The organism is Pseudodesulfovibrio profundus, assembly GCF_900217235.1.
In the GTDB taxonomy this organism is placed as follows: domain Bacteria; phylum Desulfobacterota; class Desulfovibrionia; order Desulfovibrionales; family Desulfovibrionaceae; genus Pseudodesulfovibrio; species Pseudodesulfovibrio profundus.
The window spans coordinates 2262174-2282761 of the sequence record NZ_LT907975.1 but is presented as its reverse complement, the minus strand read 5'-3'; the positions used below and the strand labels follow the sequence as shown (position 1 = coordinate 2282761).

The 20588-nt window shown below is 53.7% G+C and carries 20 protein-coding genes; 14 read left to right on the top strand and 6 right to left on the bottom strand.

Annotated elements, in window-relative coordinates:
* Nucleotides 1-26: 26 nt before the first annotated feature.
* The 3 genes from DPRO_RS10795 (at nucleotide 27) to DPRO_RS10785 (ending at nucleotide 2035) form a co-directional block, all read left to right on the top strand.
* Nucleotides 27-569 carry a hypothetical protein gene (locus DPRO_RS10795; protein WP_157917450.1) on the top strand — a complete coding sequence of 181 codons (543 nt, stop codon included), beginning with the start codon at nucleotides 27-29 and terminating at the stop codon, nucleotides 567-569.
* Nucleotides 570-580: 11 nt separating this feature from the next.
* On the top strand, nucleotides 581-1138 hold the full coding sequence (locus tag DPRO_RS10790; protein WP_097012041.1) for a hypothetical protein: 558 nt from the start codon (nucleotides 581-583) through the stop codon (nucleotides 1136-1138).
* Between the two features lie 93 nt (nucleotides 1139-1231).
* The gene (locus tag DPRO_RS10785) at nucleotides 1232-2035 is read left to right on the top strand and encodes a nitroreductase family protein (protein ID WP_097012040.1); all 804 of its coding nucleotides are present in this window, start codon (nucleotides 1232-1234) and stop codon (nucleotides 2033-2035) included.
* Between the two features lie 60 nt (nucleotides 2036-2095).
* Here the strand turns inward: DPRO_RS10785 and DPRO_RS10780 are convergent, their stop codons facing one another.
* The 3 genes from DPRO_RS10780 to DPRO_RS10770 form a co-directional block, all read right to left on the bottom strand.
* A complete protein-coding gene (locus DPRO_RS10780; RefSeq protein WP_097012039.1) occupies nucleotides 2096-2590 on the bottom strand; it encodes a 3D domain-containing protein in 495 nt (164 codons plus the stop codon).
* Between the two features lie 630 nt (nucleotides 2591-3220).
* On the bottom strand, nucleotides 3221-5152 hold the full coding sequence (locus DPRO_RS10775) for a sensor histidine kinase (protein ID WP_097012038.1): 1932 nt from the start codon (nucleotides 5150-5152) through the stop codon (nucleotides 3221-3223).
* 91 nt (nucleotides 5153-5243) lie between these two features.
* Nucleotides 5244-5987 carry a substrate-binding periplasmic protein gene (locus tag DPRO_RS10770; protein ID WP_097012037.1) on the bottom strand — a complete coding sequence of 248 codons (744 nt, stop codon included), beginning with the start codon at nucleotides 5985-5987 and terminating at the stop codon, nucleotides 5244-5246.
* A gap of 98 nt (nucleotides 5988-6085) precedes the next feature.
* On the opposite strand from DPRO_RS10770, the gene DPRO_RS10765 reads away from it, so the two are divergent.
* The gene (locus DPRO_RS10765; RefSeq protein ID WP_097012036.1) at nucleotides 6086-7540 is read left to right on the top strand and encodes a HoxN/HupN/NixA family nickel/cobalt transporter; all 1455 of its coding nucleotides are present in this window, start codon (nucleotides 6086-6088) and stop codon (nucleotides 7538-7540) included.
* A 91-nt stretch (nucleotides 7541-7631) separates the two neighbouring features.
* Nucleotides 7632-7976: an Hpt domain-containing protein gene (locus tag DPRO_RS10760; RefSeq protein ID WP_097012035.1), complete on the top strand. Its 345-nt coding sequence runs from the start codon at nucleotides 7632-7634 to the stop codon at nucleotides 7974-7976.
* Nucleotides 7977-8060: 84 nt separating this feature from the next.
* Here DPRO_RS10760 and DPRO_RS10755 read toward each other — a convergent pair whose 3' ends face one another.
* Complete coding sequence (locus DPRO_RS10755; RefSeq protein ID WP_097012034.1) at nucleotides 8061-8594, bottom strand: OmpH family outer membrane protein; 534 nt, start codon at nucleotides 8592-8594, stop codon at nucleotides 8061-8063.
* A 261-nt stretch (nucleotides 8595-8855) separates the two neighbouring features.
* Between DPRO_RS10755 and DPRO_RS10750 the strand changes: the two genes are divergently transcribed.
* The 9 genes from DPRO_RS10750 to DPRO_RS10710 all read left to right on the top strand — a co-directional run bounded on the left by DPRO_RS10750 (nucleotide 8856) and on the right by DPRO_RS10710 (nucleotide 19820).
* A complete protein-coding gene (locus DPRO_RS10750; protein ID WP_097012033.1) occupies nucleotides 8856-10469 on the top strand; it encodes a flagellar hook protein FlgE in 1614 nt (537 codons plus the stop codon).
* 303 nt (nucleotides 10470-10772) lie between these two features.
* Nucleotides 10773-12122, top strand: a complete 1350-nt coding sequence (locus DPRO_RS10745; RefSeq protein ID WP_232005556.1) for a tetratricopeptide repeat protein — start codon at nucleotides 10773-10775, stop codon at nucleotides 12120-12122.
* Between the two features lie 3 nt (nucleotides 12123-12125).
* Complete coding sequence (locus DPRO_RS10740; RefSeq protein ID WP_097012032.1) at nucleotides 12126-13016, top strand: carbohydrate kinase family protein; 891 nt, start codon at nucleotides 12126-12128, stop codon at nucleotides 13014-13016.
* Nucleotides 13017-13076: 60 nt separating this feature from the next.
* Nucleotides 13077-13334 carry a hypothetical protein gene (locus DPRO_RS10735; protein ID WP_097013722.1) on the top strand — a complete coding sequence of 86 codons (258 nt, stop codon included), beginning with the start codon at nucleotides 13077-13079 and terminating at the stop codon, nucleotides 13332-13334.
* 204 nt (nucleotides 13335-13538) lie between these two features.
* Nucleotides 13539-15629 carry a hypothetical protein gene (locus tag DPRO_RS10730; RefSeq protein WP_097012031.1) on the top strand — a complete coding sequence of 697 codons (2091 nt, stop codon included), beginning with the start codon at nucleotides 13539-13541 and terminating at the stop codon, nucleotides 15627-15629.
* An 18-nt stretch (nucleotides 15630-15647) separates the two neighbouring features.
* Entirely contained in the window at nucleotides 15648-16118 is a 471-nt protein-coding gene (locus DPRO_RS10725) for a hypothetical protein (protein WP_097012030.1), read from the top strand.
* 2 nt (nucleotides 16119-16120) lie between these two features.
* Nucleotides 16121-17119 (top strand): hypothetical protein, encoded by a 999-nt coding sequence (locus DPRO_RS10720; RefSeq protein ID WP_097012029.1) that lies wholly within the window; start codon nucleotides 16121-16123, stop codon nucleotides 17117-17119.
* Nucleotide 17120: 1 nt separating this feature from the next.
* Nucleotides 17121-19370 carry a DUF7483 domain-containing protein gene (locus tag DPRO_RS10715; protein ID WP_097012028.1) on the top strand — a complete coding sequence of 750 codons (2250 nt, stop codon included), beginning with the start codon at nucleotides 17121-17123 and terminating at the stop codon, nucleotides 19368-19370.
* A gap of 12 nt (nucleotides 19371-19382) precedes the next feature.
* Complete coding sequence (locus DPRO_RS10710; RefSeq protein WP_097012027.1) at nucleotides 19383-19820, top strand: tail fiber assembly protein; 438 nt, start codon at nucleotides 19383-19385, stop codon at nucleotides 19818-19820.
* Between the two features lie 43 nt (nucleotides 19821-19863).
* On the opposite strand, the gene DPRO_RS10705 is transcribed toward DPRO_RS10710, so the two are convergent.
* Together DPRO_RS10705 and DPRO_RS10700 are read right to left on the bottom strand one after the other, a co-directional pair.
* Nucleotides 19864-20370, bottom strand: coding sequence for a cupin domain-containing protein (locus tag DPRO_RS10705; protein ID WP_097012026.1), 507 nt, complete (start codon nucleotides 20368-20370; stop codon nucleotides 19864-19866).
* Between the two features lie 6 nt (nucleotides 20371-20376).
* Nucleotides 20377-20586 (bottom strand): SlyX family protein, encoded by a 210-nt coding sequence (locus tag DPRO_RS10700; protein WP_097012025.1) that lies wholly within the window; start codon nucleotides 20584-20586, stop codon nucleotides 20377-20379.
* Nucleotides 20587-20588 lie beyond the last annotated feature (2 nt).

The window sequence follows — 20588 nt, the reverse complement described above, 5'->3', positions numbered from 1 at the left end:
TCTCTGATTGCCGCTCCTTTTGCAGCATGGCGTATTGTACGGACTTGGCCTCGAAAATCAAGATTCGCCTTGGCCGATTGTCAGCGCCCCACGCCGTGTGCTATTACCACTGCATGATGAAGAACAATGTCATAATACTGCTCATTGCAGGATTGCTTTTCGCAACAGGGTGTTCTTTTGATTCTACTTCGGACGGAGACAAGGAACGGCTTGCGGCCCTTGAGAATGAGGTTCTCGCACTCAAGCAATCGCTGAAGGAAAGCGAAACTGTCATGAAAGAGGAGTTGGCCTCTATCAAGCTCAGCCTGGAAACCATTCGTGAAATTGTCGAAATGGAATCAGAGCGCGCCAAGGCTTTTGATGCGAACAGGGACAGTGCGGATACGCCAGAAAGTACACCCACTCCTGAAAGCTCCGAAGAGAGCCTGAACGACAAGGCAAAGACATTTGTCGATAAAAACCTTGATCGTCTTATGGATCTCACGCAAAAGCTGTTGGACAAAATGGAAAAAGAATTGGACAAACGCCTCAACGACGATCCCCCGGCACCCCAGGGTGATCAGATATAACGGAGTATGCCATGCGCCACATGAAAACCATTGCTCTCTTCGCGGTACTGACCGCGCTCTCCATAGTCGCCGGATGTGCTTCCGGCAGCGGTGTCAAACTGACCTACAAACTCGGCCCGTCATCCGGCCCATGCCCCGGTAAAGCCGTCATCCATCAGTTTGAGGACAAACGGGGCATAACCCGCCTTGGAACGGATAAATCAGGGGAAGCCCTGCAATCTCTTTCCGATGAAGCCGACTGGGTATCCTGGGCATTTTTCGACGAGCTCAAAGCCTCGGGCTGTGACGTGAGCTACCGCACTTCCACTCTTCCCTCCGGCAATGAAACCGTTGTCAGTGGCGAGCTTCTCGAATTGGCACTCAACCAGACGGGCACCACGACCTATGAAGGCAAGGTGACGGTCAAGGTCATCCTGACCAAAGAGGGCAAGATTGTTCATTCGGAGAAGTTTTCCAGCCAGGTGGAAGATGTCGTTGTCCCCGGATATGGTGACCGCAGCGACATTCTGGAAGAAACGCTTCGCGGCATAACCGAAGCCGCCATTCCCACTATTTGCAGCAAGTTATAAGCTGACAGACAATGCTGCCGCCCGGGAATCCGGTGTGGCCGACCATCGCCTGATCAGCGATTACATCATAGAACGCAACCCAAGAGGCAAGCCGTGTTTGCAGACAAGGAAAAATGCAAACGGTGCGGGGCATGTTTTGCCGAATGCCCGTATCAGTTGATAGTAGAGGACAAGGAAGGGTTCCCCAAGCTCAGGCTGGCAGCCAAGAAGACCTGCATAGCCTGTGGGCACTGTGTGGCCGTTTGCCCTGTGGAGGCTGTGACCCTGCCGGAACTGCCTGTGGCACAGCGCCTGGCACCGGAGGACTGTGGCGATCTGACACGCGACCTGCGGATCAGCCGTGAGGAAGCGTATCAGTTTCTCAAGAGCCGCCGCTCCATTCGATCCTTCAAGGATAAGACCATTCCTGAAGAAGAGATCGAGGAGTTGGTGCGCCTGTCCACCTTTGCCCCCAGCGCAAAAAACGGCCAGCCCGCCCGATGGATCGTGACCCGCACCCCGCAGGTAACGCAGGAACTGGTGGAACATACCGTTCACTACATGGCCATCAACAACGTCTTCCCCGGCGTCATCAAGAACTGGAAAAAAGGCATCGACAAAATCCTGCATGGCGCCCCGCATGTGGCCATAGCCCATGCTTCGGAAGATGGATTCCATCCTGCCGAAGACTGCTCACTGGCCGCTGCCTATCTGGAGCTGGCTGCCCATGCCCGCGGCATCGGTGCGTGCTGGGCCGGCTTTCTGATGGAAGCCGCTGAAGGCTGTCACGCCCTGCGCGAACGCCTCAACATCCCAGAGGGACATGGTGTCCATGCCGCGTTGATGCTGGGATATCCCAAATTTCGCTACCAGCGAATACCAACAAGACGCGACGCTCATATCGAGTGGCTGGATTAAGAACACAAAAAAAGGCGCGCCCCGTTCGGGCGCGCCTTTTTTCTTATTCATCGTGTCTGATCAAATCTCAAGCAGTGCGACCTTGACGTTCTTCTTGCCAAACTGCCGCGCCTGATTCTCATCCCACATGAATATATCGATGCGGCGAGTGAATCGCTTGTTCATCAGGTCGTTGATTTCGAATATGCCGAGGCCTTCGATGCGCACCTTGCGCCCGAATACCCAACCCTGATCAAAGAGATCACGGGAAACGGCGATGGTACCGAGGCGCACCTTGCGCATGGACGCCGCGATCAACGGGTCCGAATCGGTCTGATCCGTAGTGGGGTTATATGCAGTGACGGTGACCGTCTTGACCGGTGGAGATGACACAGCCTTTTGCAGCAGGCGGGTTTCCTCCACCATGAGCTTTCGAGCCTCGGCCGTCTGTTCGGCAAGCTCAAGCTTATGTTCGAGACCTTCAATCTCTTGCTGCTTCACCACAACGACCACGGCCATGACAGCCAAAGCAGCACAGAGTACCGGCGTGAGCGTGTAGTTTAACAATATCCTCATATGAGTTTCGACTCCTGTTATTTTTGTAGCGTCCCACGTAATGAGACTGAGGCACCTTGTCAATGGTAATCTTTATGAATGCAAAATCAATGCACAACACATTTAATCACTGTATTTATTGAATAAATTAAAAAATCAACATTCTCATTTTCTATCAAAGTGGACTATTTCTGACTGATATTTCGACACTTTTTGCACACTATTTCAACTTTTTTTACATTCCGCATTACTGCCAAAACAATATAGCTCGAAACATACTGCAAAAACATCATACAGCACTTCGATAAACGCTGTGATAATTCGATTTATTCATGAATAAGCTACAACAGATGTCCCAAACGAAAAGGAAAAGCGAAATCAGCCCCAAAAGGGATGCGTATCATTTTTACGGAGAACAGGAGGGAGCAATTGGCGTGGATTGCACAGGCTGTCTCACTTCCTGAAGGTGTCGGTACTTTTTACATTAGGTAATGGGGTGGACCCCACAGTAAATGGGATAAGTGTTCTTTACGGGGAAACCAGAAGCTCTTCGGCGCTGACAGAGTCTCCTTCGGGCAACCATGGAAAAACAATGCGAGAAACCCTTTTCAGATGGTGTCTGAAAAGGGAGAAAGAAGCGGAGACTTGCGATTAGGATGTAGCGGGAATGGTGAAGATGAAGGTGGACCCTACGCCGATTTCAGACTCGACCCAGATCCTGCCACCGTAGTGTTCCACGATTTCGCGACAGATGGTGAGCCCCAGACCAGTACCCTTGGGTTTTTCTTCCATGGTGTCATTTCGAGTCTGATGGAACTTCTCGAATATCTGTGCCTGATCTTCCGTAGCAATACCTGATCCCGTATCCGTGACTTCCACACGTACCTGCCCGAACCGGGGGAAGGCCCGAACCACAACACTGCCCTCGTCCGTGAACTTGGAAGCATTGTTCAGCAGGTTGATAAGCACCTGTTGCATTCGATCCGGATCAGCAACTATCAACGGCAGATCATGGTCCACGTCTGTAATCAGATCAATATGAGAGTTGCCGGAGAACATGCCCTTGACCGCCTGAACAGCCATTTCAATGGTATCGGCCATGTTGATAGGCTCATCGCGCCAACCCATCCGACCGGATTCGATCTTGTTGAGATCAAGTACATCATTGATAAGGCGCGTCAGTCGCTCCCCTTCGTGGCTGATGATCGTCAGGTTCTCGCGGATACGATTACCCCTGCGGACAAGAAGATCGTCGTTCTTGGCCAGGGGCATGAAGTTCTTTTTGAAATCCTTGTGCAGCAGCTTTGAAAAACCAAGGATCGAGGTAAGCGGTGTGCGCAATTCATGGGACACGGACGAAAGGAATGCCGACTTCATTTCATCCAGTTCACGCAAGCGCTGGTTGGCGTCTTCCAATTCACGGGCCTTGTTGACGAGGTCCTCTGTCCGTTCACGGACCAACTGCTCAAGGTGCCGGTTCAAGTCGGCAAGATCATGCTCGGCCTTTTTGCGGTCCGTGATGTCTTCAAGAATGCCCTCAATGAAAATAAGTTCCTTATTCTCGTTGTAGATAGCCCGGGCATTGAGCGCACCCCAGATCGTCTTGCCGTCACGACGGTAATACTCGGCCTCGAACCGCTTCACTTCCCCTTGCTCGCGCACATGCTCGTAAAAGTCCTGCATGGATTCGGGATTGACCATGACCCGCGAACCAAGAGATCGGACATTAGCCAGAAATTCATCGAGGGAATCATAACCGAAGATGCGTGCCATGGCCGGATTCGCACGGCGCAAGACGCCATCAGGCGTGGCCTGGAATATGCCTTCGATGGCGTTCTCGAAAATACCGCGATATTTTTCCTCAGCTTCCTGCAGGGTTTTGTTCATGGCCTGAAGCTTTTTCTCACGCGCTTCAATTTCAGCAGACATGCGCCTGAATCGCTTGGCTATCTCCAACAACTCGGCATGGTATACTTCACCGAATTCATAGGAGAAGTCACCCTTGGCGACGCGGGCGATCCCCTGCTGGAGAACCTGGAGCGGTTTATTCAGAAAAACACGAAGTAAAAGGCCGGTGATGGCCAGGATAACAGAGATAGCCACGACAATGATCATCGACGAAACAAACATCTGTTCGTTGAGTCGCTTCTTGTCCTTGGCGAGAGTGAAATCGATTTCCGCCCTACCGATGGTACGGCCTTCAAAAACAATGGATCGCACCTTGCTGAAATCAGCCTGATTCCCCGAGAACTTCTCATGGGCGAACACGACTTCATTGCGGGAGCCGTAGATGCGAATGCCCTGCACCACATCATTGTGGGTATAAACGGAACCGATCAGCCGGGCGTTGTCGTAATCCAGGTTCCAGATGGGAACGGCCAGAATCTCCGCAACACTGGTGATGGTGTCTTCACCCTTTTCCTCTGCGTTCGCCCACATCTCTTCTGTCTGCTGCCAGTAGATGTAGCCCCCCATGGCAGTAGCAATCAACAACACGATGACTACCAGACTGAGGGTCAGGTCACGCGAGATGGAACGGTTGGTAAAAAACGGCCGTTTATATTTCGGTTTGTCTTGGGGCATCTGTTTCCCACCGGGAAAAAATCCCGGTAACTGTGGCAATTCCAATCAATTATGAAGAATCTACACAAACACCTCTCACATGTCACCCTTGTTATAGACCATATTTTCGTAATATTTCCAAAAAAACACCCTTTTCCATGGCACGGATCAGCGACTTTTGGAGCAACCCCCTTTTTTCAGCGATAACAGAATCCATGGAAATATAGACGGTTACTTCTTCACGACCAAGTTCCAACGGCGTTCCGAGGGCTTTGCTGACCGCCCCCATTTGCCCGGCGGCCCACTGGATGCCCACTTGTGATCCTATTACATAATCAACCTTGCCCAACACCAGTAATCGGAGAGAATCCTCATACTGTTCAGTTCGATACAGTACGACATTACTTAGTGTTGGCGCAGGCTCAAACGAAGAGGCTCGAACAAGCGCCACCCGTTTCCCTCGCACGTCCCGTACTGAGCGTAGAGGCGTTCTCTTCAAGCCGACAACGACTTGCGCCGTCGTGAAAACCGGGCCCAGTCGCTCCCAGCACGGAGCCACTTCCAGAGACTCGACTGCAAGCAGCATATGCCCTTCCCCACAAGGAGGAATACCGGCGATAGCATTTCCCAATTGTTTTTTTGGACGATAGTTGAAACCGGCCTCTCTGGACACAGCCCGCATCATTTCGTGCGCCAAGCCATCCACGGCACCATCGCTTGCCATCTCATAGGGAGCCAGTGCAGCGGAATACCCCTCAAGTACCTCTCCACAATTTCCATTAGATGGAAACAGGGCAACACCCGAAAAGGCCGCAAGCAATAGAATATACCAGTGAATACATGCTTTACCCATCATCTAATAAACATATCCCCGAGCACAGCCAAAGGCAAGTTTTCCAGCCTCACGGCATTGCACAAACTTGCCATGCACACGGGCCTGCACTACAAGGCCCCATGACCTCCAGACCCCATGCCATGATACTGTTGATCCTGCTGACGGTTGGCGCGGCACTGATGCCGACACAAGTCCAGGCCCATCCCCATGTCTACGTTGACACTTCCCTGACCTTTGAGCTGAGCGAAAAGGGTCTTGACTCCATTCATCAACGCTGGCTGTTCGATGAGATATTCAGCAACGCTGTCATGAGTGACCTGGGAGTGAATGCCGAAACCCTGCCCACGACCATCGGACAGGAAAAAATCCGCGACGGGGCATTCAACTATCTGGGCAACTACGGATACTTCACTTTCATCGAGAACAACGGCAAACGGATTCCCGTCAAGGAAACCCGTGGGTTCACTGCTTCCCTGGAAGAAGGTCGCCTCGTGTACAATTTCACCGTCCCGCTCAACCTCCCGATTGACGAGATATCCAACCTGCGCGTGGCTGTGTTCGACAAGGAATACTACTCCGACATCCTGCTTATGAAGGATGACATCGCCTTTGAAATCGATGGCATGGTTCAAGTCAGCCACGTCATTCGTCCAGCCAAGGACCAGACATACTGGCAGTTCATCGTCCCTGAAGCGATCCACCTCTCCATTGCCGGAGAAGGCGGTGCCCCGACCGACTTTCCCGAAGAGGAACTTATGGAGGTGGAATCCCCCGGTCCGATCGAGCAACTCATGACCATGGTGCGTAACATCCAGAAAGAATTAACCCTCAAGCTCAATGGGTTTGGCATGGACATCCGTACCGATCCCTTTGGAAAGGCTCTGTGGATGTTCCTTGGGCTGTCGTTTCTGTACGGCATCGTTCACGCGGTTGGTCCGGGACACGGCAAGACCGTGGTCTGCTCCTACTTTCTGGCAAACCCCGGTTCGTTCTTCTCGGGCGCTGTCATGGGCAATGTCATAACCTTCGTCCACATGGGTTCCGCCGCAGTGGCCGTTTCCATCGCCTATCTTGTCTTTTCCACCGGCATGGGCGGTTTTGCGGAAGCAAGCCGTGCGCTGCAACCCGCCAGTTATGCGCTGCTGGCCCTGATGGGCATCTTCCTGACCATCAAGGCTGTGTACGACCTTTCAAAAGGCGGCATGCTCGCCGAAGCAACGTGCGAAGGACATATTATGCCCGGCAAGGGGGATAACATGCGCCGCGTACTGACAGTCTCGATGGTGACCGGTCTTGTCCCCTGTCCCGGCGCTGCTGTGATCCTGGCCTTTTCCATCGGACAGAACGTTCTGTGGGCCGGAGTTGCTGCCATTCTTGCCATGGCAATCGGCATGGGCATCACCACGACTCTTTTTGCATGGGCGGCCGTGGCGCTGCGTACTGCCACCCTGCGCCTTTCCAATGCCAACAAGACGATCTTCAATTGGGTGTATGCGATCCTGTCCATCTGTGGTGCAGCCGGTATCGCCCTGTTCGGCGCCGCCCTGTTCATGAGCAGCAACGTCTGGCACTAGATCAGTCACCATATAGATGGGACCAATACGCGTCATTATACTTTCATTACGGTCACAGGAATGATAGGGATTCACGAAATGGAGTATTTTTATGAAAGAACAAATATTTGATTCCCAACGTTTCCTGCAAAGTCTGGCGGATGACATGGAACTGGCCCGGGAATTACTGGCGGCATTTCTTGAGGATAGTCCTGAACGAAACAAATCTCTTGCCGAGGCGTTGCAGGCCGGTGACATTGACGCGGCATCCCGGCTTGCCCACTCCCTCAAGGGGATGTGCGGCGTGATCCGTGCCGAAAGACTGGTCAACCTCGCCTTGAACATGGAACAGGCGGCAAAGAACAACGACCTGGAAAAGACAAAGAAGTTGTTTGAAGATTTCGATGCAAACCTCACCAAAGCCCACGAGGAAATTCATACCTTTGTCGAGGACTAGAGTCAGCCTGAAGCACAGTATATATCAACAAAAAAGGGTTGCCCGAGATTCGGGCAACCCTTTTACTTTCTGAGATGAGTCAGACTACTGAGCCTGTTCGCCTTCCGTTTCCGGTGCAGCTTCAGGGGCGGCTTCAGGCTGCTTGGGCAGCTCGAAATCCACGGTCATGGCATCCATGGCAGCAACGATATCAGCGGTGATATCAACAGTCTCTCCAGAAGAAAGCACAGAACCCTTGCTGAGGATGACGGTCAGGCCGTTGTCCTTGCGGTAGGTCTCAAGCGCTTCACGGAACTTGGCATCCACGAGTGCCACAACGCGCTGCTGCTCGCCCTGCATGGACTGCTGCAACTCGCCCATGGCCTTCTTGTAGGCGGCAACGTTCTCTTCGGTCTGATCTTCCTGCATGGCGTTGTAAGCGGCTTCGGCCTTGGCCTGCATGGGCTCGCCAAGCTGCTTCAGATATTCCATGGCCTGGCTGGCCACTTTGTTATTCTGGAATGCGGCAGCTTCATCGACGACGCCGATGGTGACGCCCGGTTCCTGTTGCTGATTACAGCCGGTGAGCAGCATGAGGCCTAACAGGGTAGTACCAAGCAGGGTAATAATCCGTTTCATATGTCTTTTCTCCATGTTTTTCTTGTTAGCGTCACTTTCCTATGGATTGGACACAGTACGCACCGACTCCACACAACGCAAGTGAATTGATAGGCAGGTTGTGCCTATCCTTTCTGAATGTTTACCTCCGGTATGATTACGTTTTCTCAGTGGCACACCGCTTGCTTTATCCACACCGAGAAGGAATAGGGAATTTATTGCCGGGATTGGTCTCCCGATGATTCCCACACCGCATCCGGATGGGACCGGATTGGAGGAAGTATGAGTTTTTCAACAATGTATGTGGGCGCGACAGGCGTCGTGGCTCACGGTGACAGAATGCAGGTCATTGGCAATAATCTCGCCAATGTCAGCACTGTCGGATACAAGCGGGCAGACGCCCAGTTCACCGATCTGCTCAGCCAGCAAATGGCCACCGGCAGCGCAGGATACGAATCCGGCGCATACAGCGCGAGCCAGATAGGCAAGGGCGTGGCTGTTGGCGACATTCGCAGCATTTTCAGAGAAGGCGGGCTGGAAAGCTCCAACACGTCAACGGATATGGCTATCACCGGCAACGGCTTCTTCGGAGTGCGCAAGGTCGGTGACACCGTAACCGGTACCGGCGCAACCCACTACACCAGGGCAGGAAATTTCCGCTTCAACAATGAAGCATACCTTGTGGACCCGAGCGGCTATCGGTTGCAGGGATACGCCATTGACAGGGAAACAGGTACTGTCTCCAGTTCTGCCACGGATGTTCAACTTCCCTATCAGGACGTAATGGCAAACGGTCAAACCACACGACTGGTCCGATCTGAGCCTCGTGCATCAACCAGCATCGACATGATAACCAACCTAGATGCTCTGGCTGGCGATCTTTACACCAATGCCGATAATCCGTTTTTCGCCATGCTGGATGCATACGATGGCAGCGACCCAACAGCCTCCACTCCTTTTGGATCAAATCTTCCTGCATACTCGTCCAGTCTCAATATTTATGATGAAGACGGAAACCAGCATGATCTGACCGTGTATTTTGACCCGGTTTCCAGCAGCTCCATTTCCAACGCCAACCCAGGATATACGTACTGGGAATACCTGATTGCTGTTCCTGGATCCTCTGATGGTTCCGGGGCCTACGGCACTTCCGGCGCAGGATTGGCCGGAGTCGGGGTACTGACATTCAATGGCGAAGGTGAGGTTGTCAACCAGTCCGCCTACTCCCTCAATGGGACTGACGGAAAGAATCTCAGCAACTGGGGACCTGCTTCCTTCAATGAAGAAGGTATCCCCCAATTCACCGTCACTCTGGGAGAAGATGGCTCAGCCACAGGTGGAACACAGACCCTGAGTTTTGACGTGGGCCTGAACTCCGACACGTCCAGTTGGCAATCGGGAGCCTCCAGTATTGCGGGCATCGGAACCGACACCAACAGCCTCATATCACTGGCCAGTATGAACCGGGACATCAGCTCGACCACAAGTTTTGACGATGGATCGGCAACCCTGTTCCAGAATCAGGACGGATTCGCCTGGGGATATCTGCAAAACACCAGCATCAGCCGGGAAGGATTTTTGCGGGGACATTTTTCCAATGGACAGACCGAGGACTTCTACCAGATCGCCATGTACCGCTTCAACAGCGAGTGGGGACTGCGTCGTGACGGCGGGAACAACTTTGTCTCCACCGAAGCGTCCGGTAATCCCATCGAAGGCGTGGCCGAAGAAGGCGGACGCGGCACCATCCAGGGTTCCACCCTTGAGATGAGTAACGTGGATATGGCCGAAGAGTTTGCCAAGATGATCGTCACCCAGCGAGGCTATCAGGCAAACACCAAGGTCATCACGACATCCGACTCCATCCTCAACACGACCATCACCATCAAGCGATAAACATACTCCTTTACGGATTCAGCGGCTCGGCCATCAGGTCGAGCCGCTTTTATTTGATCCTACTCCCTCGAGTTGGCCCCTTTTCCGAGGCTCTTTCGGAACATCACCCATCGCCATCCGGCAAGACCTCCACCCGGCTTGTCATTTCACGATTGACGCTTATCGATATTCAGCCGGCAGTCATGCAGCCGCTTCTCGGTATCTTCATAGTATGAGACTGAAATACACGGTTTCTTGTCTTCGACCGACAAACCGGATAGAGGTTTCGTGTAATCCCATTGAGCGAAGAAAGGAGTGGCAACTGTGACACCATCCCCCCGTACCGACGAGGAAATACTGACCACCGTCAAAGAGGTGGAAAACGAGGCTCCCGGAGGAGCCGAAGCGCTGTATATGGCGGCCATGCTGGCAGAAACGCCGTTGCCCTACGACTTTGCCCTGTCCATCGAGGGCACCCCGCACAACCCGTCGCTCATCAATCCTGCGGCTGCATTTTTTGCTGCCACAGCGACCATCGATCCTCTGGTGAATCGAGGTCTTATCAAGACGGATGTGGACGAGCAGCTCTATCAGCTCCACGACGATGTCCGTAACGCCATACGACAATCCCTTTCACCTGAAGATGCCGTTGAGTGGGCCAGTCGCGCCATTTATGCCCTGAATCTCATTCTTCCCGATGCCGAGCCGCAGAACTGGTCGACCGTGGAATGGCTCATGCCCCACATCCAGGCATGCCGTGATCTGGTGGATCAACTGGATGTGAATACGGCGGCTGCCAACCGCGTGCTGCATCAGGCCGGATTTTCGCTCTACCACCAGCAACAATACGGCAAGGCGGCTGAACTGCTCGACAAAGCCCTGTCCGTCGATGTGGCACTCAAAGGCAGACAGCACCCGGACATCTGTGCCGACCTTGAAGGACTCGGAACGGTCTTATGGGCCGGGAACCAGATGGAGCGCGCCGAAGCCGCTTTCAAGGGCTGCCTCGACCTGCAACACGAAATCTTCACAGAAGACAACCCGGTGACCGCTCCCATTTTGAACAGTCTGGCTGTCATCCGGCAACACCTCGGAAAATATGATGAAGCCGAAGCAACATTCAAGGAGTGCCTCCGGGTATTGACGCAGGCCCACGGTGAAGGCCATCCGACCATCGCTTCCTGTCTCTCCAACATGGCTCTGCTGTATGAAGCCACCGAGCGCGTGGATGAAGCGCTACGACTGGCCGAACGCGCCCTGGAGATCAACCGCTCCGTGCATGGTGATGCGCACCCCGATGTAGCCGACAATATCAACACCGTGGCCCTTCTGCAAGAACGAGGTGGAAACTTGGATGCTGCGGAAGTCGCCTTCCGTGAGAGTCTGGATATCCGGCAACGGCTTTTCGGGGAAGAGCACACGGAAACCGCACAGTCCTATTGCAATCTGGCCCTGCTGCTCTCCAGCACCGAAAAAACCGACGAAGCGGCTGCCCTCTATGAGAAGGGACTGACCGTATATGAAACCCTGCTCGGCCCAAGCCACCCGCTCATGGAGTCGGCTCTGGACAACTACATGGTGCTGCTCGGAACCGTGGGAGCGCTCCCTGCCTCAGACAATCTGCGCCGCCTGACCGAAGAACGGTTGCGTGCCATGGTGGAGCGGAACGGATAAGCCATGAAAACACCCATCGCCCTCGGACTGGGAGAGATACTCTGGGACGTGCTTCCCGGCGGCCGAAAGCTCGGTGGTGCTCCGGCTAACTTCGCTTACCACGTCAACGCCCTGGGTGGCACCGGCATTCCGGTGTCCCGCATCGGTAAAGACGATCTCGGACGGGAAGCGTTGGATATTTTGCAGGCAAAAGGTATTGCCACTTCCTTGATCGATGTCGATATCGAACATCCCACCGGCACGGTCAACGCCGATATCGACGAACAGGGTGTTGCCACCTATACTTTTCCCGACGATGTTGCCTGGGACTTTCTCGAACCAACCGATCATGGCATGAATATGGCGGCCAAAGCCGATATCATCTGCTTCGGCACACTGGCCCAGCGTTCAAGCCGTTCCCGCAACACCATTGCAGCATATTTACGGCATGCTCCAAACGCTCTGAAAATTTACGACATCAATCTCAGGCAATCTTTTTACGACAAGGAACGCATTCTCTCCTCCCTCCAGATGGCCGATGTTCTCAAAATCAATGATGAAGAGCTTGCCGTAGTGGCGAGTCTGCTTTCATTGCCTGATGATGAAAAAACCGCCCTGCGCTCTCTTTTGAGCCAATTTGATCTGGAACTGGCAGTGCTGACCAGAGGTGAGAACGGTAGCCTGCTGCTGACAGAAAATGCATCATCCGATCTGCCGGGAGTCGCTACCACTGTGGTCGACACCGTCGGTGCCGGGGACTCATTCACTGCCGCACTGGCCCTCGGCTGGCACAAGGGGCTGGAACTGGACGCCATCAACCGATACGCTGCCACGGTCGCTGCCCATGTCTGCCGTCATGCCGGAGGTATGCCCGAGATGCGTGCAGACATGCATATCGACAGAAAAAGCGAATAGATACACGATAATAACGCCTGCACCCTTGTCATGAAGCTCTGCGATGCTTACACTGGTTTCATGACAAGAACATTCGACCCTGAAATGCTCTACGTGGAATGCTCCCAGTGCGGACTCCCTGTCATTTGGAAGGATGGCATGACCACAAAACTCCTCAAGATGGCGGAAATAGATCCTGCCTCCCTTGATGAGCGGTGTGTCATCATGTCGGAGGGGTGCCCATCCTGCCGACCCGGTGAGACCGCATTCACGACACAGGTCATCAGGCTCAATCGTGAAAAGGACGGAGCCAAGCCAATGCCTGCAACAGCCAACTAAACCCGACGTTTTATCATACGTGAACGCCCGCTTTCCGATCTATCGGAGGGCGGGCGTTTCCCGTTGGGACACCGCCTGACACCAAAAGGCTGTCAACACCTATTCACGCCCTTTTCACGCCCTGTCTCACCCCTTTTTCACCCGTTTTCATCCTGGTGAAAAAACCGGGGATACGCTCTGTCGCAAATCCTGAGGAGGAGCGACATGAGTATATCGACACCGATTCTGACCAATTTCACCGCAGGGGAGATGAGTCCCCGTCTGGAAGGGAGAGTGGATCTCTCCAAATATTACAACGGCTGCCGACGACTGGAAAATTTTCTGGTCCATCCTCACGGTGGCGTCACACGTCGGACCGGATTCCGATTCGTGACCAATGCCCTGTCCGACCAAAAGGAATCCCTGCTTGTTCCCTTCGAGTTCAACGGACAGCAAACCTATGTGCTTGAATTCGGAGAGGATGAATCGGGACAGGGCGTCATGCGCGTCTTTGCCGATCATGGCATCGTCCGTTCCGGGGAAGAGGAATACCGACTCCAGACACCCTACAAAGTGGGAGACCTGACCCGGTTGCGCTACACCCAGTCAGCGGATGTTCTCATCATCACCCACCCGGATCATCCCGTGCGCAAGCTGACGCGGCTGCACCACGACAACTGGTCTCTTGAAGACATGGTTTTTCTCGGAGCACCTGAAGTCTGGAAAGAGAACAATTATCCCTCATCTGTCGGTTTTTTTGAACAACGGCTGGTACTTGCAGCCACCCCCAACGAACCCGGCACGATCTGGTTTTCCCGAACCGGAGAAATGACCGATTTTCGTTTGAACACACGAGAAGCACCGTTGGAAGGCTGGAGAGACAAGGAGATCATTGCAGGAAGCGGGACTGTCCGCTCAGGAAAGACCGGTGACAGTTTTAAACTGCTCGACGGTGAAGGGTTCGAAAAACAGGACGGCATCAAGGGCCAGCACCCGGACGGCACGACGCGATATTATCGCTACAAAGGCGATGCAAATCATGTCGCCAATGGGTCAAATCTGACGATTGTTTTTCAAAGCCCCGTAACCACTGGCATCGAATCCATCTGGGATGCCCAAGGTAATCTTCAGGAAGCGTACTGGGAGTGTTACGCTGTGGGTGATCGAACCGAAGCCCAGGCAGGAGACACACCACTGGATGATGACGCCATTGAGGTCACACTGTCCGGCAGGCAGGCCAATGCCATCGAATTTATCATTCCACGTAGTCGACTCTGGGTGGGAACCGCTGGAGGCGAGTGGACTGTGGGCGGCGCCGGTGGCGATGCTCTCTCGCCCGAGAACGTCAAGGCCAACCATGAAGGAGCCTGCGGCGCAGCACGATTTCGCCCTGAATCCATCGGGTACGCCACCCTCTACATCCAGCGTTCCGGCCAGAAAATCCGTGAAATGGCCTACCGGCTCGAATCGGACGCCTACGTATCAAACGACCTGACGCTTTTTTCCGAACACATCTCCAAAAGCGGTTTTAAACAACTCGCCTTTGCCCAGGAGCCAGACTCCATTCTCTATTGTGTTCGCGGTGACGGCACGCTGGCTGCCATGACCTACGCCCCATCGCAGGAAGTCACTGCATGGTCGATTCTCACCACTCAAGGCGCGGTGGAAACCATCACCTCCATTTACGACGATACGACAAAGCGGGATCAGATATGGGCCGTTGTCCGCCGCGAGATTGATGGGCAGGAGCGCCGGTACATCGAGTTTCTGGAAGCTCCCTTCAATGGGAATATCGAAGACGCATTTTTTGTAGACAGCGGGCTGACATATTCCGGCCCTCAGACTTCAACCGTTGCCGGACTTGAACATCTGGCTGGTGAGAATGTCGCCATACTGGCGGATGGGGCGACCCGCCCCAACGCCACTGTTTCCCCCCAGGGAACCATCACGCTCGACCGTCCGGCATCCACCATTCAAGTAGGGCTGCCCTATGCATCACTGGCCCAGCCCATGCGCCTTGAAGGGGGAAGCCACCGAGGGACGGCACAGACCAAACGTCAACGCATCACCAAGGTGGCCGTTCGTTTTCATCAGACTCTCGGCGGCAAGATCGGCCCTGATGAACACCGGATGGAATCCATCAATTTCCGCTCGGCATCCATGCCCATGGGCCGTTCCGTAGGCACATTTTCCGGCGACAAATCCGTGGTCTTCCCCAAGGGATGGACCCGGGAAAACATACTGACCGTAGCACAGGATCAGCCCCTTCCGATGACGATCCTGCTCATCGTCCCCACAACCATCATCAACGAATAACCTACCAGGAGAAAACAAATGGGAATGAACGAAAACGATGCTGCCGCCTTCAAGGAGCAGATGGGAGTATTCCAGGATTTTCTGGGCAAAGCCACAGAGAAGGACAAGGGACAGCCATCCAATCCCTATGAGGAACAGGCCGCTCTTATGGAAACAGAGGCCAAGGGTAAAGCCCTTGATCAACGCCGACAGACTCGTGAGGACGGCCAATCCGTCCGAGAGGGCCGAGAACGTGACCGCGCAAAACTCAATGCTCGCTGGGGGCAATCCGGCGTTGCCATGTCCGGCTCACGCCAATTGGTTCAGGATGCGAGGAAAACCGCTGATCGAGAGGCCGAGGAAGATACGCTCTTCAAAGGCACGCAGCAGGAGCGGGAAATCCTGAACCGGGGCAGACAAAATGCCAATATGCATCGCATCAGTAATGGAGGCAGCGCCAATCGAAGCACCTTGTCCCTTGGATCTCAATTGTACAAAAGTGGGAGATAACCATGACCATCGCATCAACCCAATCCAAAATTCAATATATTGGAAATGGCTCCACTTCGACTTTTGCCATTCCGTTCATGTTTCTGGATACCGATGATATCGAAGTAACCCGCGTATTCAACGGCGTTGAAACCCGGCTGACCATCAGCACCGACTACACCCTGTCCGGCGCTGGCGAACAAATGGGAGGCACCTGCACCTTTTCGACCCCACCCGGGACAGACGAACACATCGTCATCCGGCGCAACCCGTCACTGGTTCAGGAAGTCGACTATCTGGAAAACGACGCGTTCCCGGCCTCCACTCACGAAAACGCCTTAGACAAGCTGACCATGATCTGTCAGACGCTGTCGGAACGACTGGATCGTACGGTCTCTTTTCGGGTTTCATCTGCCGTGACAGGTGTGGAGTTTCCTGAACCGGCCCCCGGCGAAGTGCTCACCTGGAACGACACGGGCGACAACTTCGTCAACAAAACACCTGTCAGTGAGCGGGATATCATGCTGCCACTGGCCGTGGCTCAGGGCGGGACTGGTGCCAAGAACACTGCCAATGCCCAGATCAATCTCGGATTCGGAATACCTGCCCGAGCACTCGCCTCTGCCTTCGACACCCCATCGGGCTTGGCTGCCCTTGACGCGGAGCCGGCAGACACGGCCATACTCAAGAAGGATCTTCCCGACTTGCTCCAGGCAGTCTTCGGCGATGAAGCGCAACTGCACGTAGGCACCGACCTCTCCTCCCTGAATGTGGAACGAAATCACATACTCTGGACATTGACCGCAGACAGCCTGTTCAGCGACGTATCGCTTCCCTTTGAGGGAACATACGTATTCCACATCTATCCGAACGGTCACAATCTGACCATGGCCGGAGGGACCACATACAAGCGCTCCACCACCCTGCCTCAGCCCAACCCGGATGCTGAAGAATTGCGGATTACGCTTGAGTATTTCAATGGTCGCAAAACATTGATTTCACTCATCAACGTGCGAGATTAACATGATCACACTCAAAGAAGTCAACACGAACCCTGAGCCGGTCTGGGCAGAACCGGTACAGTCGTCCGCCATGTTTGACGGCGCATCGCGTCTTGAGATGCAACCGCCAGAACACGGCAACACCCAGACCTTCACCATCTCGTTCTGGTTCAAGTGCGCAGCACCCCGTAACATGATTTTAGCAACTTCGACCTATTTGTCGAACAACTACTTCATCATTGGGTTCAGTGCCGCGAGAAGACTATGGGTGGGGGACAGAGAGGCAAGTACCTGGAGATGGATTGTAGAAACTGATGGAATCTTCACCGATGAAGCCGCATGGTATCATGTGGTGGTGGCAGTAGATACAACTGCGGCATTGGCAACGGATAGGATTCGACTGTTCGTCAATGGTCGATTTGCTTCAATCCACAAGTTATCCTCAAACCAGACGTATCCATCATACAATCACCTTTGCCGCTGGAACAACAAAGCGTGCATACACAATCTGGGTGCCAGCAACAGAAACATCGACAGCTCAACCTCCTACCCATTCCAGGGATACATGGCCAATTTCCACAGCATTGACGGCGCAAGTCTGGATGCAAGTCACTTCGGAAGCTGGTCAACGAGAGTTCCAGGTTTGTGGACTGCTTCCACCCCATCAATTGATCCAGGGCTTAACGGGGCGTACCTTCGCTTTGATAATGCTGCGGATTTAGGTGAAAACGACTTAGCCAACGGAATTCTGTGGGCCAATGTTGGGCAGACAAAACAAGCGATGGACACGCCCAGCAACAACCAGACAGTGCTCAACTCACTGGCCCCAGGTGAACAGAACATCACCTATGATGATGCCAGCCGGGCCATAACAACCACAGGACCAGCCACAGCCATATCGTCCCAATTTGTCGATCAAGGCAAATGGTACGCTGAGTTCAAGGCCTCCGGGGATACCGCCATTTTCGGTATTCACGATGTAGCCTCGAACTACAGCCGAGCTCTCGGCTCCCAGACCACTGGGTACGGTTATGCAGGTTCAGGCGAATTCCACAATAGTGGGACATCATCAGCTTACGGACAGCCCTATACTACAGGCGATATCATTGGTGTGCTGCTGAACATGGATGATGGCACCCTCTCGTTCACCAAAAACGGTGTGCATCAGGGAGTGGCCGAATCTGGATTGACCGGCATGTATGGTTTCGCTGCCGGAGATACTCTTGGAAGTGGCACCAGCCATGCCAACTTCGGAGCAACCGGCTTCGCCCATGAACCGCCCGATGGGTTTATCAGCCTATGTACCAACAACCTTACCCCGCCGCTGCTTGCCAATGCTCGGGCTGCCGCGCAAATCGTAATGCGAGAGGGTGGGACAAGTTCCGTTTCATTGCCTGAGATGAAGGTCGGACCTGATCTCGTATTGAGCAAGTCCAGAGACCTGAGTCTCAACTGGCAACTCGTGGACAGAATCCGAGGAGAGGGCAACGTCCTTTCCATCAACACCAGCGATGCCCAATTTCACGACAGTGAAACCATCGTACCGACAACTGACGGATACCGAATCGGAACATCTGCCAATGTCAATACGTCGGGACAGCGATACTTGGACATTTGTCTTCGTGCTGGAAAGGAAGAGGGCTTGTCCATACTTCGCTATACCGGGGACGGTCTTGCCGGAAAAACCATACAGCATGGGTTGGGGCAACCGCCGGTCTGCATCCTGATCAAAGGGATGGATACGATAAGCGATTGGTACGTATACCACCAGGACCTGGGTGAAACCTGTTTCCTGAAACTGAACAGCAATGCCCCTGTCGAAACGGGTGACGGTGCATGGAACAATACCGCACCCGACGCCATGCACATAACCCTTGGCAACAGTGTCGAAGTCAATGAACCGGGCAAGGAATTCATCGCCTATGCTTTTGCTCAATCCGAGATATTCCGCCCATTCAGCTATATAGGAAATGGGTCTGCAGACGGACCCTTGATTCCTCTGGGCGGCACACCTCTTGCCATTCCTCTTCTCAAGGGAAACGGGACCTTGCACTGGGTATCGCAGGACACCTGCCGTACCCCGTTCAATCCCGGGAACAAGGCCTTATGGCCCAATTTGCCCAATGTGGAATATTACAACTCCGCGTGCCAGATCAACTTCCTTTCAAACGGAATAAAAATAGCCACGGCCTCTGCAAACCACAACACTCTTGGAGTGCAGTACGTGGGGCTGGCCATTCTCTCTTCAATACAACACAGCAACGCCTACTAGCAGGAGCACGTCATGTTTCGATATAACAATGGTCAATTCAGGATAACCCCGCCGACAACCGTGGAATTCGATGGATACCACCGTACGTTTGCCGAGTTGAATCGTCAGGAATGGGACGCCATCGGCTACAATGAAGCCATCCCCATCGAGCGTGCCCCCTTCACGACCTATGAAACGCGTTGGGTCAAGGGAGAAGACCTTATATACAGGGAAGAAATCATCGCATCTCAGGTAGATGAGGTGGCCATGGAGGAATACCACTCCATGGGAGCTCGTAACCAGCGCGACCGCCTGCTGACCGAGACGGACTGGACGCAGTTGGCGGATTCCCCGCTGGATGCCAATGCCACTGTTATCTGGCAGAGTTATCGTCAGGCACTCCGGGATATTCCGCAACAACCGGGATTCCCTCTGACCATCGAGTGGCCGGAGAAACCCGCAGTTGAATAGAAAAAGGGCGCTTCCTGTAATAGGGAGCGCCCTTTGCATTCGATTATGTGGTCAAACGGCGAATTGCCTCGGAATAATCCGGGTACTTGCGAGTCAATTCTTCCCGTGAGCCATGAGAATAATCAACGTACTCGAACCCCGGGGCCACAGTGCATCCCATGAGGGCAAACTCGCCCCCCTCCTTGAGTCGCATCCCCTGCCATGTTCCACCGGGGACCAGCAGTTGGGGCTTCTGCCCTTCCAGAATATCCGAACCAAACGTAATAATCTCGCCGCTTCCATCAGGATGCAACTGAACCATCTCGCATGGATCGCCCATGTAGAAATGAAATATTTCATCCGTTTTAAGGATGTGCATGTGCGAAAAGGTGTCCGGTGTCAGCAGGTAATAGATGGCTGTTCCATAACAGCGGTCACCGTCATAACGGTCCGGCAGCGCCCCTTTCGGTATCATCTCCAGGCTACGGTGTGTTTCCGCAAAGTAGCCGCCCTCTTCCGGGTGAGGCTGAAGGCCGAGTGCGTCGATAATCTGTTGTGCCGTGTACTTCATGCTGCATTATCCATTGTAGTGGGGCGGCGGGACATCCAGTCCGCCGGAATCATCAAGGGCATTTTCCAGCACCTTGAGCTTGCCAGCCAGACGTTTGGTCAATTTTTCCAAGTCCTGTATCTGACGCTGCTGGTCAAACAGAGCATCATTGAGCTTTTCGATGGTCCGATCCTGAAGTGTGACCAGGTTTTCCAATCGTTCAATGCGGTCTTCCATAC